Source organism: Streptomyces sp. NPDC086080, from assembly GCF_044540255.1.
Taxonomy (GTDB): Bacteria; Actinomycetota; Actinomycetes; order Streptomycetales; family Streptomycetaceae; genus Streptomyces.
This window is the reverse complement of record NZ_JBITRU010000034.1, coordinates 16,420-29,056: the sequence shown is the minus strand read 5'-3', so window position 1 is coordinate 29,056 and position 12,637 is coordinate 16,420. Positions and strand designations below refer to the sequence as shown.

Below are 12,637 nucleotides of genomic sequence, written 5' to 3'. Positions count from 1 at the left end.
CCGCGTATCCCTCCTGGACGGTATGCGCGGTGCGCAAGTTGAACGGTCTTGAGTCCCCGCTCAGTTCCAAGCGGCGAGCAGGTCTTCCGGGATGAGGGTGGTGATTCCTTCCGCGGTGCAGCCGCTGCGGGCGACCGCGAGCAGGGGGGTGTCGTCGTCGGCCCCGGGAAGCTGGGAGCGGTGGGTGATCAGGCGGGCCAGGTCGCGCTGGTCGAAGGGCTTGTTCTCAAGCCATTTGATGGATCCCGCGAAGGTGATCTTCTTTGCGATGGGGGAGCGGTCGGCGCCGATGAGGTCGATCTCCGGGTCGTTGGTGCGGGTCCAGTAGCCTCCGACGACGCCGGTGCCCTCGGGGAGCCAGTCGTCGGCCAGGCGCCAGAGGGCTTCGCGGATGACGGGTTCGATGGCGCGCCCGCGCCAGGATGTCCAGCTCGTTCGGATGGAGTCGAGAACGCGGTCGCCGCGGCCGCGTTCGACGGCGGGGATGCCGGGGCCGATAAAGGAGAGCCAGAACCGCAGGTAGGGGTCGTCGATGCGGTAGCGCGTCTCGCGGCTCGGCTTGGTGGACAGGGGGAGTTCGGCGGCGACCATGCGGCGGCCGGTGAGGAGTTCCAGGGAGCGTTTGACGGAGCCTGGGTGGAGGCCGCCGGCGGCTCGGCCGATGAGCGTGAAGGTGCGTTCGCCGTGGCCGATGGCGCTGAGGACGGTGCGGGCTTGCGCTTCGGTGGGGAATTCGGCGGCCAGGGTGCGTTCGCCGCTGACGAGGAGTGCGGAGGTGGGCCGGGTGAGGGCCTGTTCGAGGTAGTCCCACAGGCCGGCGCCGTGGGGCCATTCCTCGAGGATCAAGGGAAGGCCGCCCGTGATGAGGTGAGCGTCGAAGGCGTCGGCCGGGGCCAGGTCGAGTATGGAGGCGACGTCGTGGGGGGTGAGAGCGGGGACGACCATCTCAGTGCCGCGCTGATAGAAAGGGCGTCCGTAGGTGTTGAGCTGTTCCATCATGGCGATGTCCGAACCGATGAGGATCAGCAGGACCGGGAGCTTGGACAGGGTCCGGTCGAAGGTCTTTTGCAAGGCTCCCTCGAAGCTGGCGTCCTCACGCACGAGATAGGGCATCTCATCGAGTACGACAATGCTGGGTGCGTCGGAGGGCAGAGCGGTGGCGAGCAGGCTTAGGGCCGCATCCCAGCTCTGTGGTGTGGCGAAGTCCGAGAAGCGGCTGGCGTCAGGCAGGGCGGACGCGGCCAATTCGGCGGTGAAGCCCGCCAGGTCCTCGTCTCGGGAGCCGCCGATGGCGGTGAAGAAGACGTGCGGAAGCTCTGCTCGTTCCAGGAACTCTTCTACGAGCCGCGACTTGCCTACCCTTCGGCGCCCGCGGATCAGGATGGCGCGGCCCGGTCGTCCGCCTCTGCTGCCCGCCTGCACCGTGCGCAGCAGGTCTCGCAAGAGGCCGAGTTCGGTCCGGCGCCCGATGAAACCGTTCACGATGCACTCTCCTCGATGTGACTACCTTCAATGATACTCTCATTGATGAGAGTAATACCCCTGTCCGGTGCCTCTGCCGGTGCGATACCCACGCACTACGGCGGGCCAGCTCGGAGTGGGATGGCTCGCCGGACATCGGCCGACTGGGCGGCCAGCTCGAGTCCTCGAGCTCGGGGAGGAGTATGGAGAGGCGGCGGAGGTCATCACTGGCGCCCTCGGTGCCAACCCGCTCAAGGGCAACAGTCACAGGTGGCAGGACGTCGAGAAGGAGCTCAAGGAGCTCAGCGACGTCATTGTGACCGCCGTGCTGGCACTGGCCACGAGCAGCCCGGACCCGGAGAAGGCCCTCGCCGACCGTGTCTAGGCCCTCCTGGATCGCCTCGGCCTGAGCTGACCCGCTCCACCCTCTGTACGGAAGGGCCCGCACGGCTTGCCGTGCGGGCCCTTCCGTGTCAGTACGCCCGGCATGGGCGATCGCTTGGAGGTGAGAGTCCTCTGGGGGAAGCGGTGGTGCTAACCCCGAGCCGGAGGCAAGGGCGTCATCGTGAGGTGGGGTCTGAAGGAAGCCCGAGGCGAGACCTGGGCACCGAGGAACACGAACCGCGTATGAGGCGCGTTGGTCGGGTGAGCCTGCTGACGAAGGTGAAGCCCGTCACCACCAAGAAGGCCAGGGCGTAACGCGGCGGCGGTCCAGGGACAGTGGTCGTTCTTATCCGGGGAGATCTGTCCGGGTGTCGGTTGTGCTGAGTTGTCGCCGCGCCGACGGTCCGTGCCGGAAGGTGCGGGCTGACCGGGCAGAAGTCAGCAGAGGTCGTAGTACCAGCCGGGATGAGCCGCAGGGCGGCGGGCTGGGAAGGGCCGAACATTCAGTGGAACGGATGATGTGGTGCCTGCTCGCGCCGGTCACATGGACCGCAGTAAACCCGTCTCGGCGGGCCCGCAGGGGGAGGAGCCGGTGCATACGGCGGTGCCTCGTGCGGGGCGCAGTGGCCGGTCGGCGCACTCCACGGAGGACATTCACCGCGATCAGGAACTGTCCTTGTGGGAGTTGATGCTCTCGAAGGAGAACCTGCTCGCGGCGCTCAATCGCGTTGAGACCAACCGGGGTGCCCCTGGGGTGGACGGCGTGACCACGGCCGAGCTTCGGCCATGGATCGCGGTGCACTGGCCCAAGGTCCGGGCTGAACTCGACGCGGGCACTTACCGGCCGGCGCCGGCCCGTCAGGTGATCATCGGCAAGCCTGGCGGCGGCGAGCGGATGCTGGGAGTGCCGCGGGTGCTGGACCGCTTGATCCAGCAGGCAATCGCGCAAGTGCTCGTGCCCATCTTCGACCCTGGCTTTTCGGGGTCGTCCTTCGGGTTCCGTCCCGGCCGGTCCGCCCACCAGGCGGTCCGGGTCGCGCGGCGGGCGGTCGAGGACGGCAACCGGTGGATCGTGGACCTCGATCTGGACCGGTTCTTCGACCGGGTCCAGCACGACGTCCTGATGGCGCGGGTCGCGCGCAGGGTCCGTGACCACAGGGTCTTGAAGCTGATCCGCAGGTATCTGGAAGCCGGGATCATGGTGGACGGTGTGAAGATGCCGAGCGCGGAAGGAACCCCGCAGGGCTCCCCGCTCTCGCCCGTCTTATCGAACATCATGCTCGACGACCTGGACCGGGAGCTGTTCAAGCGTGGTCACCGGTTCGTCCGTTACGCTGACGATGTGCGCATCTTCGTGCGGAGCAGGCGAGCCGCCATGAGGGTGCTCGACTCGGTCACGGCCGTGGTTGAGCAGCGGTTGAAACTGAAGGTCAACCGGGCCAAGTCGAAGGTGGTCCCAGCTCATGTCATGACGATGCTGGGGTTCGGCTTCTATGCCCGGGGCGGCAGGGTCTGGATCCGGATCGACCGGAAGGTGCTGGCGCGCTGGAAGGACCGCATCCGGGAACTGACCTCGCGCAAGTGGAGCATCGCGATGGACGAACGCATCGCGAAGATCAACCGCTTCACGACTGGATGGATGGGCTACTTCCAGCTCGCGGACAGCCCACGGGTGTTCAGCGATCTGGACGAGTGGTTCCGCCGCAGGATGCGGCAGATCCGCTGGAAGTAATGGAAGCGTCCCAGGACCCGCCAGACCATGCTGCGAAAGCTCGGGATCAACGAGCAGTTGTCCCGTGAATGGGGCGGCAGCAGCAAGGGCTACTGGCGAGTCGCGGGATCTCCCGTCCTCGCGCGGGCTCTGCCCAACGCCTACTGGAGTGACCTGGGCCTGAGGATGCTCAAGCCGACCTGGCAACGGTTGAGATCAGCTGGATGAACCGCCGGATGCGTGGCCCGCATGTCCGGTGGTGTGGGAGGAGGGCCGGGCAACCCGGCCCTCCTACCCGATTCCCTTGCTTTGCGGACGCACACGCCCTAGGGGGAGTGCGTCCCGCCTCCCAGGTGGGAGACAAGTGGGAGATGATCATGGCGTGGTGCTGCAATCAGGTGCTAGGAAACGCTAGATAGCGCTACCTGTGCGGCCCTGGTTCAGCCGCCGGATTCGGCCGCATGAGGACTCAGCACACCCACGCTGACCAGCACAATGATGACGATGCCGAGTGCGATGCGGTACCAGACGAACGGCATGAACGACTTGGTGCTGATGAATTTCATGAACCAGGCGATCACCGCGTATCCGACCGCGAAGGCGATGACCGTCGCGAAGAGCGTCGGACCCCAGGAGACATGCCCGCCCTCCGTCGCGTCCTTCAGTTCGAACAGGCCGGAGGCCAGCACCGCGGGGATGGCGAGCAGGAAGGAGTAGCGGGCCGCGGCCTCGCGCCGGTAGCCCATGAACAGACCGCCGCTGATGGTGGCGCCGGAACGGGAAACGCCCGGGACGAGCGCCATGGCCTGGCAGATGCCGTAGATCAGGCCGTCCTTGACGGTCAGGTCCGAGAGTTCCTTGCGCTGTTTGGCCACGCGGTGCCGGCCGCCGCTCTCGTCCCGCGCCGCGAGACGGTCGGCGACACCGAGCACGATGCCCATGCCGATGAGCATCGCCGCGGTGATCCGCAGATCACGGAACGGGCCCTCGATCTGGTCCTTGAGGGTCACCCCGAGCACACCGATCGGGATCGAGCCGACGATGACCAGCCAGCCCATGCGGGCATCCTGGTCCCGGCGCATCTCCTTGTCCGTCAGGGAGCGGGTCCAGGCCGACAGGATCCGCCCGATGTCCTTGCGGAAGTAGATCAGCACCGCGGCCTCCGTGCCGATCTGGGTGATCGCGGTGAAGGCCGCGCCCGGGTCCTCCCAACCGGAGAAGGCGGCGGTCAGCCGCAGATGCGCGCTGGAGGAGACGGGCAGGAACTCGGTCAGCCCCTGGACGAGTCCGAGGATGAGGGATTCAAACCAAGACATGAGGCAGCGGAGTCCAAGTGCCGATCGTGAACGGGCGAAAGGGCACACCACACCGCCGTGTGCGGTGATCGATGATCAGGCGCGCCGAGGGGGAAGCGTAGCGCCCCAAGATGAACCCCCGGTGGAAGAGGACTTAAGGCCCGGCGCCGGCGGGGAAACGGCGCGGGCCGCCGTCGGGCCGCCCACTGCCGCATCCGGGGACGGTGCGGCGAGGTCGGCCTCTCGTACCGTGCCTCGTCGCCGCGGGCTCGGCAGGTGACGAACGGGACCGAGCCGGGGCCGTAACGGTGTGCGGTGCGCGGCGGGCGAGCACCGGCGGCGGGCGGCCGTTCCGTCGCGGATGGTGGCCCCCACGTTGCCGGGTTTCGCGGATGGTGGCCCCCACGTTGCCGGGTTGTCCCCGGGTGCCGTCCGCGCCGGGTGGACTCCGCACGCGGTCCGGTTCACCAGGCGGCCGATCGGCTGTCCGCCCGCGGCCCTCGCCGCTCGTCGCAGGGCGGAGCGAGGCCGTCGCCGCTGGTCACCCGGATGGGCGCCCTGCCGGGCGGGGCGGTCGCCCCGGACCTACGTTCAATCCGATCCCAGACACCTTTCACCATGCCTGGAGCGGCCTCGACGTCCTGACCGCACAGGCCGAAAGACGAGTCGAGAGTGAGGTACCTGCCGATGCGCAGGAAGCCGATAGCCATGCTCGGTCTGCTGGCTCTGGCCGCGGGCGCCGCCGGCTGCGGTGTCAGCGGCCACACGTCCGCCACCGGGACCGAGCCGAGACCGCAGGCCGCCCCGCAGTCCGACCTCGGGGCGAACGCCTTCTACGACTACCCCGCCCAGACCCTCATCGACAGGGCGGCGCCGGGTGAGATCCTCAAGACGCAGAAGATTCCCCTGCCGGCGTCGTCCCTGCTGGGAACCGCCGTCTCCCGGGCGGAACGCATCATGTACCGCACCGCGGACGAGCACGGCAGGCCCGTCGCGGCGACGGGGTTCCTGCTGTTCCCCAAGACGGCGCCCAAGGACAAGGACGGCTGGCCGCTGATCTCATGGGCGCACGGTTCCACGGGAGCAGGGCCCGAATGCGCGCCGTCGCGGTCCGTGAGTACGGCCGATGTGGCTCCCCTGCTGGCGAAGTGGCTGAGGGAGGGGTTCGCCGTCGTCGCCGCCGACTATCCCGGCCTGGGCCCGAACGGCAAGTTCCACGAGTTCATCCACCTGCGCGCGGAGGGCCGCTCCGTCGCCCACGCGGCGCTGGCGGCGCGCAACGCCGACCCCAAGGCGGTGAGCAGGAAGTGGTTCGCCGTGGGTATCTCCCAGGGAGGTCAGGCCGCCTTGGGAGCCGGTGAACAGGCGGCCGAGGCGAAAGGCATGCGCTTCCTCGGCACCGCGGCCTTCGCTCCCGCCGCTCACCACGCCGCCGCGCTGAGGAACGCGGCGGCGAAACAGTCGAGCGGCGCATCCCTTGAAGGGCTGCGCGGACTTCTCGCCTACATCGCTGCCGGCGCACACGCCTACGACCCGAAGAAGTTCCCGTACCAGGACCTGCTCTCTCCAGGGCTCGCCGAGGCAATGGCCGAACCGGCCGTGCGCAACCTCTGCTTGAACCAGATCGACGCGTACTTCTCGCTCTTCGCGCCGGAGAAGACGTCCGGCACCCTCAACCCGGACTGGGAGAAGGAGAATCCGGAGCTCACGAAGTTCCTGGACTCCATGAACCCGGCGCAGACGACGTCGTCCGGCCCGGTACTGGTGCTGCAGGGCGAGAACGATGCGGTCGTGACGCCGGAGAGCACCAGGCGCCTGATCACCGAACTGTGCGCCAAGGAGGACGTCGTCGACTGGAAGACGTTTCCCGGCGTCGACCACGTCGGCGTGGCGGTCGCCGGCCTGCAGGATCTCGGCACGTGGATGAAGGGTCGGCTGAAGGACACCCCGCCCACGAACCGCTGCCGGCCCGCCGGATCCTCCCGGAGCCAGGGCAAGTGACGTGCAGGCGCCCGCATGCCCGGGCGCCCGGGCATGCGGGCGCCCGCACCCGTCTCATCGGCCGCGCAGCCGGTGCCGCTTGCGCCACGCCACCACCGCGCCCGCCAGCCCCGGTACGGTGATGCAGGCCAGCGCGATCAGAAAGGCCGGGGACGTCGGCGCGGAGGCGCGGGCGCCGGCCACGACGTAGGCGGCCGTGTTCGGCATCGAGCCGAGCGCCGTCGCCAGCAGAAAGGGCAGCAGGCCCATACGGGAGACCGCGGCGCAGTAGTTCGTGGCGGCGAACGGGATACCCGGGAACAGCCGGGCCGCCAGCATCGAGCGGAATCCGTGCCGGCTCAGCTGGTGGTCCGCGGCCTTGAGCCAGCGACCGCGCACCAGGGGACGCAGAGCCTCCTGGCCGAGCGCCCGCCCCAGACAGAAGGCCAGCCCGGCGCCCAGCACCGTGCCGCCCAGCGCCGCGACCACACCCAGCTCGGAGGCGAACAGCGCACCCGCGGCGAGGTTCAGCAGCGGGCGTGGCACGAACGCCACCGTGCACACCCCGTAGGCCACCGCGTACGCGACGATCGCCAGCGCCCCGCCGAGCCGGTCAGGCCAGCCGTCGGTGAGCAGCCGTTGCGGTTCGAGGACCAGCATCGCCGCCGCCGCGGAGGCGAGCAGGACGACCAGCAGGGACAGCCGCGACCAGGGCGACAGCAGGACTCTGGCGCACCGGGCGGTGAGACCAGGGGCAGGCAGGACGGGCGCGGCCGTGGGGACGGCCACCGAGAGATCGGTCGCGGCGGCCCGGGGAGAGACCGCGGCGGTGCCCCCAGAGCGGGTGGTGGCATCGAGCATCCGGTGACACTAACCGACAAATATGTGTGATCGCCGTAGTGTTCGTCTCATGCGCGTCACAGGAGACGGGACAGCGGCGGCCGCACCGCGTGCACCGCGCAGCCCGCTCGCCGACACGGTGCTGGACCGGCTCACGGCCTGCTACGGGCCGGCGGCCGACCCGGAGCGCGCCCCGGTCATGCGGGCGTACATGAAGGACGTCGCGCCCTTCCTGGGCCTGACCACCCCCATCCGCCGCGCGCTCTCCCGCACGGTCGTGGCGGGACTGCCCCGGCCCGGCGAGGCCGACTGCGCCGCCGTCGCCCTGCGCTGCTGGGAGCTGCCCGAGCGCGAGTACCACTACTTCGCCGTGGACTACCTGCGCCGCCATGTACGGCACTGCTCCTCCGGCTTTCTGCCGGTCACCCGGCACCTCATCACCACGGTCCCCTGGTGGGACACCGTCGACCTGCTCGCCGCGCACGTCGTCGGGGCACTGGTCGCCGCCGACCCGGGGCTCGCCGCCGACATGGACGAGTGGATCGGCGACGACGACATGTGGCCGGTCCGCGCCGCCCTGCTCCACCAGCTGCGCTACCGGGAACGCACCGACACGGAACGTCTCTTCGGCTACTGCCTGCGCCAGTCGGGGCACCAGGACTTCTTCATCCGCAAGGCCATCGGCTGGTGCCTGCGCGAATACGCCAAGACCGACCCGGACGCCGTACGGACCTTCCTCGCGCGCGAACGGGGACGGTTCGCGCCGCTGTCGGTGCGGGAGGCGCTGAGGAACATCGGGGAGCGGCCGCCCCCGGCCCGGCGGTCCGGCGCGTAAAACCATTCGACGCGAGGCGGGTTGTCGGCAAGGATCGACATCATGTTCCGGTACGCCTTCCACTTCGCAGCATCCGCGGTCGCGGATGCCCCGAAGGCTGCCGTTCCCGCCTTCCTCGCCGCAGTCGACGGCGCCCGAAGCTGACCCTCCCCGGATCGTCCGGCGGACCCCCCAGGGGGAGGGTCGGCCAGGTCCCTGGGGTCCCCGTCCCGGCCGCGCGCCGATCCGCCGCGCCCGGGGCCGTCACGCGTCACCACGCGTCACCACCGAGAGGCTTTCGAGGTACCGCCATGTCCAAGACGGCGTACGTCCGCACCAAACCGCATCTGAACATCGGCACGATGGGCCATGTCGACCACGGCAAGACCACCCTGACCGCCGCCATCACCAAGGTCCTCGCCGAGCGCGGTTCCGGCAGCTACGTGCCGTTCGACCGTATCGACCGGGCCCCGGAGGAGGCCGCCCGCGGCATCACCATCAACATCGCGCACGTCGAGTACGAGACCGACACCCGGCACTACGCGCACGTCGACATGCCCGGCCACGCCGACTACATCAAGAACATGGTGACCGGCGCCGCGCAGCTCGACGGGGCGATCCTCGTCGTCTCCGCGCTGGACGGGATCATGCCGCAGACCGCCGAGCACGTCCTGCTCGCCCGTCAGGTGGGCGTCGACCACATCGTCGTCGCCCTCAACAAGGCCGACGCGGGCGACGAGGAGCTGACCGACCTGGTCGAGCTGGAGGTCCGCGATCTGCTCTCCGCGCACGGCTACGGCGGCGAGTCCGCGCCTGTCGTACGGGTCTCCGGACTGAAGGCGCTGGAGGGCGACCCGCGCTGGACGGCGTCGATCGACGCGCTGCTCGACGCGGTGGACACGTACGTGCCCATGCCCGAACGGTATCTGGACGCGCCGTTCCTGCTGCCGGTGGAGAACGTGCTCACCATCACCGGCCGGGGCACCGTCGTGACCGGGGCGGTGGAGCGCGGCACGGTCCGGGTCGGCGACCGGGTCGAGGTGCTCGGAGCGGAGGTGGAGACGGTGGTGACCGGCCTGGAGACCTTCGGCAAGCCCATGGAGGAGGCGCAGGCCGGGGACAACGTGGCGCTGCTGCTGCGCGGGGTGCCCCGGGACGCGGTACGGCGCGGGCACGTGGTGGCCGCCCCGGGCAGCGTGGCGCCGAGCCGGCACTTCACGGCGCGGGTGTACGTGCTGTCGGCCCGCGAGGGCGGCCGTACGACACCGGTGTCGAGCGGGTACCGCCCGCAGTTCTACATCCGCACGGCGGATGTCGTGGGCGACGTCGGCCTCGGTGACGTGGCGGTGGCGCGGCCCGGGGACACGGTCACCATGACCGTCGAGCTGGGACGCGACGTGCCGCTGGAGGCCGGGCTCGGATTCGCGATCCGCGAGGGCGGCCGCACGGTCGGGGCCGGCACGGTGACATCGGTCGGCTGAGCCGCGGCCGGCTGCCCGCCCCCTCGTCACAGGGGGCGGGCAGCCGTGCGCGCGGGTGACGGGGACAATGGAGCGGTGAGCGAGCCCATCCCCGTGACCCGTGCCGTCGGTCACGGCACCGCCAAGCTGATGCCCGACGTCGACCGGGAGCGGGCCTGGCTGCTCACCGTCGACGGGGCGCCACAGTCGTACGTCGACCTGGACGAGCCGACGCACCTGGAGTTCGAGTACGCCCGGCGCCTCGGGCACGTCCTGGACGTCGCCGCCGAGCCGGGCGTCCGCCTGGACGCCGTGCACCTCGGCGGCGGTGCGCTCACCCTGCCCCGCTATCTGGCCGCCACCCGGCCCGGCTCCCGGCAGCACGTCGTGGAGGTCGACGAAAAACTCCTGGAGCTGGTCACCGACGAACTGCCCCTGCCCCCCGGCGCCGGCGTCACCCTGCACACGGCCGACGCCCGCGCGTGGCTGGAGGCGGCCCCCGACGACAGCGCGGACGTCCTGGTCGCCGACGTCTTCGGCGGCTCACGGGTGCCGGCGCATCTGACCTCCGTCGCCTACGTCGGTGAGGCCGCGCGTGTCCTGCGGCCCGGTGGGGTCTACCTCGCCAACCTCCCGGACGCCGCCCCGTTCGCCTTCCTGCGCTCCCAGCTGGCCACGCTGGGGACGCGGTTCGAGGAACTGGCGCTGATCGCCGAGCCGGGGGTGCTGCGCGGCCGGCGCTTCGGCAACGCGGTCCTGGCCGGGGCCCATCGTCCCCTGGACATCGCCGCACTGGCCCGCGCCACCGCCGCCGACGTCTTCCCGGCCCGGGTGGAACACGGCGCCGCCCTGCGGGACTTCATCGGCGGCGCGCGCCCGGTGAGGGACGAGGACGCGGTACCGTCGCCCGTGCCGCCCGAAGGGGCGTTCGGGATCGGCTGACGTCCGGCCGTGCTTCGGGAGTCCGCGCGGGCGTGCGCCTGATGCGGGGTGTGGCCGCCGCGGTCTTGCGCGTGCCATCCGCGGGGTGCCGAGGCGTGGTCCGGGCATGGTGCGGCGGACGGGGCGTGTCCGGCGGGGGGTGCCGTTGTGTCGCCCGGTCCGGGATGGGACGTGTGACGTGTGCGGGCTCGGGCCGTCGGGGCCGCGCGCCCGGACGGCGTGTCCGGCGGGGGTGAGGAGTGTGGTGTCGCCCGGTCCCGGATGGAGCGTGTGGGCGTGTCCGGGGCGCAGGGGCCGCGCGGCGGCGGCGACCACCCGGAGGGATGTCCCCTGCCCGGCCCTGTCGATCGTTCCGCCGGACGTCGGCGTCCACCGGCATTCGCACCGCGGCGGCGCGGACGGCGTTCAGTCGTGGGACGCCGGCCCGAGCTCCCGTACGGAGTGTTCCGCGTCCCTCGGCGCGGGAAGCGCGGCCGTGACGTGGTGCGTCCGGCGGCGCAGATTGCGGACGTCCGGGACGCACAGGACCGCCGCGGTGACGACCACCACCAGCACGGCGCAGCCCCACAGCGCCTCCGGGCGGCCGAACGCCGTCTCCGCCGGGCCCGCCAGCGCCATCGCCGCCGGTACCAGCGCGACCGAGCCGAACCAGTCGTACGCCGAGACCCGTGACAGTTTCTCCTCGGGGATCTCCTGGTGCAGCGCGGTCATCCAGGAGACGCCGAACACCTCGACGGACACACCGGTGAGGAACATCACCGCGCACAGCACCCCGACCGGTGCCGGCACGGCGAGTGCGGCGGACGGCAGGGCCAGCGGGAACACGCACAGGGTGCCGACGAGCAGCAGACGGCGCGGCTGCCAGCGGGTCATCAGCAGCGCGCCCACCACGGTGCCCCCGCCGAAGAAGGCCAGCGCCACACCCCACGGCGCGGCGCCGCCCAGATGGTCCCGGGCGACCAGCGGTCCGTAGACCGCGTCGGCCGCGCCGACGACCGCGTTGGCAAGGGAGAACTGGACCACGATGCCCCACAGCCAGGGCCGGCCGATGACCTCCCGCCAGCCCTCCTTCAGGTCGGCGGCCATGCCGCCGCCCGGGGCGCGCGCCGGTATGTGTCCCACATCGAGGAACGCCCGCAGCGCCGCCGCCACCGCGAAGGCCGCCGCGTCCGCCGCCAGTACCCAGCCGGGCCCGATCGCGGCCACCATCGCACCACCGAGCGCGGCTCCGCCAAGGGTCGCTCCGTGCATCGCCATCCGGAACACCGCGAACGCCCGGCCGGCCTGCTCGCCGTTCACCGAGGACAGCAGCATGCCCTCGGCCGCCGGGTTGAAGAACGCCTGACCGGTGCCGCCGAGCGCGCTGAGCAGCATCATCTGCCACAGCCGGGCCTCGCCCGCCAGGACCAGCGCCGCGAACGCGGCCTGCGAGACACAGTTCAGGACGTTGGCCGCGACCATCACCCGGTGCCGCGGCAGCCGGTCCGCGACGGCACCGCCGATCAGCAGGAACAGCACCAGCGGCAGCGTGCGCGCGGCGGCCACCAGACCCACGTCGCCGCCGTCGCCGCCCGCGCCCAGTACGGCGAAGGCGGCGGCGATCAGCGCGCCGTGGCTGCCCAGGTTGGTCACCACGGCGGCGGCGGTCAGCAGGGAGTAATTGCGGCCGGCCCAGACGGGACGGCGGCGGAGCACGGCGGCCGGCACCCCGTGACTATCGCCGGGCAGGGGCCCGCTTGCCAAATGCGCC

The 12,637-nt window shown here is 70.9% G+C and carries 11 protein-coding genes; 7 read left to right on the top strand and 4 right to left on the bottom strand.

Annotation, left to right across the window (positions count from 1 at the left end; translation table 11 throughout):
• Window positions 1–60 precede the first annotated feature (60 nt).
• Window positions 61–1,482 (bottom strand): ATP-binding protein, encoded by a 1,422-nt coding sequence (locus tag ACIF9R_RS31030; protein WP_399985728.1) that lies wholly within the window; start codon window positions 1,480–1,482, stop codon window positions 61–63.
• Between the two features lie 79 nt (window positions 1,483–1,561).
• On the opposite strand from ACIF9R_RS31030, the gene ACIF9R_RS31025 reads away from it, so the two are divergent.
• From ACIF9R_RS31025 to ACIF9R_RS31015, 3 genes are all read left to right on the top strand, one after another.
• Complete coding sequence (locus ACIF9R_RS31025) at window positions 1,562–1,846, top strand: MazG-like family protein (protein WP_399985727.1); 285 nt, start codon at window positions 1,562–1,564, stop codon at window positions 1,844–1,846.
• A gap of 591 nt (window positions 1,847–2,437) precedes the next feature.
• Window positions 2,438–3,577, top strand: coding sequence for a group II intron reverse transcriptase/maturase (ltrA, locus tag ACIF9R_RS31020; RefSeq protein ID WP_399985726.1), 1,140 nt, complete (start codon window positions 2,438–2,440; stop codon window positions 3,575–3,577).
• A 27-nt stretch (window positions 3,578–3,604) separates the two neighbouring features.
• Window positions 3,605–3,784, top strand: coding sequence for a hypothetical protein (locus ACIF9R_RS31015; RefSeq protein WP_399985725.1), 180 nt, complete (start codon window positions 3,605–3,607; stop codon window positions 3,782–3,784).
• A 212-nt stretch (window positions 3,785–3,996) separates the two neighbouring features.
• On the opposite strand, the gene ACIF9R_RS31010 is transcribed toward ACIF9R_RS31015, so the two are convergent.
• The gene (locus ACIF9R_RS31010; RefSeq protein WP_399985724.1) at window positions 3,997–4,872 is read right to left on the bottom strand and encodes an undecaprenyl-diphosphate phosphatase; all 876 of its coding nucleotides are present in this window, start codon (window positions 4,870–4,872) and stop codon (window positions 3,997–3,999) included.
• A gap of 666 nt (window positions 4,873–5,538) precedes the next feature.
• Here ACIF9R_RS31010 and ACIF9R_RS31005 point away from each other — a divergent pair.
• Window positions 5,539–6,852, top strand: a complete 1,314-nt coding sequence (locus ACIF9R_RS31005; protein ID WP_399985723.1) for an alpha/beta hydrolase family protein — start codon at window positions 5,539–5,541, stop codon at window positions 6,850–6,852.
• A 54-nt stretch (window positions 6,853–6,906) separates the two neighbouring features.
• Here the strand turns inward: ACIF9R_RS31005 and ACIF9R_RS31000 are convergent, their stop codons facing one another.
• Window positions 6,907–7,692, bottom strand: coding sequence for a TVP38/TMEM64 family protein (locus ACIF9R_RS31000; protein WP_399985722.1), 786 nt, complete (start codon window positions 7,690–7,692; stop codon window positions 6,907–6,909).
• Between the two features lie 49 nt (window positions 7,693–7,741).
• On the opposite strand from ACIF9R_RS31000, the gene ACIF9R_RS30995 reads away from it, so the two are divergent.
• The 3 genes from ACIF9R_RS30995 (at window position 7,742) to ACIF9R_RS30985 (ending at window position 10,887) form a co-directional block, all read left to right on the top strand.
• On the top strand, window positions 7,742–8,506 hold the full coding sequence (locus ACIF9R_RS30995) for a DNA alkylation repair protein (RefSeq protein ID WP_399985721.1): 765 nt from the start codon (window positions 7,742–7,744) through the stop codon (window positions 8,504–8,506).
• 290 nt (window positions 8,507–8,796) lie between these two features.
• The gene (gene tuf, locus ACIF9R_RS30990; protein ID WP_399985720.1) at window positions 8,797–9,966 is read left to right on the top strand and encodes an elongation factor Tu; all 1,170 of its coding nucleotides are present in this window, start codon (window positions 8,797–8,799) and stop codon (window positions 9,964–9,966) included.
• Between the two features lie 75 nt (window positions 9,967–10,041).
• Window positions 10,042–10,887: a spermidine synthase gene (locus ACIF9R_RS30985; protein WP_399985719.1), complete on the top strand. Its 846-nt coding sequence runs from the start codon at window positions 10,042–10,044 to the stop codon at window positions 10,885–10,887.
• 405 nt (window positions 10,888–11,292) lie between these two features.
• On the opposite strand, the gene ACIF9R_RS30980 is transcribed toward ACIF9R_RS30985, so the two are convergent.
• A complete protein-coding gene (locus ACIF9R_RS30980; protein WP_399985718.1) occupies window positions 11,293–12,630 on the bottom strand; it encodes an MFS transporter in 1,338 nt (445 codons plus the stop codon).
• Window positions 12,631–12,637 lie beyond the last annotated feature (7 nt).

Excerpts from the sequence above, each read along its gene's own strand:
- ACIF9R_RS31015 (WP_399985725.1), top strand. The coding sequence starts at position 3,605 with ATGCTGCGAAAGCTCGGGATCAACGAGCAGTTGTCCCGTGAATGGGGC.
- ACIF9R_RS31010 (WP_399985724.1), bottom strand. The coding sequence starts at position 4,872 with ATGTCTTGGTTTGAATCCCTCATCCTCGGACTCGTCCAGGGGCTGACC.
- ACIF9R_RS31005 (WP_399985723.1), top strand. The coding sequence starts at position 5,539 with ATGCGCAGGAAGCCGATAGCCATGCTCGGTCTGCTGGCTCTGGCCGCG.
- ACIF9R_RS31000 (WP_399985722.1), bottom strand. The coding sequence starts at position 7,692 with ATGCTCGATGCCACCACCCGCTCTGGGGGCACCGCCGCGGTCTCTCCC.
- ACIF9R_RS30995 (WP_399985721.1), top strand. The coding sequence starts at position 7,742 with ATGCGCGTCACAGGAGACGGGACAGCGGCGGCCGCACCGCGTGCACCG.
- tuf (WP_399985720.1), top strand. The coding sequence starts at position 8,797 with ATGTCCAAGACGGCGTACGTCCGCACCAAACCGCATCTGAACATCGGC.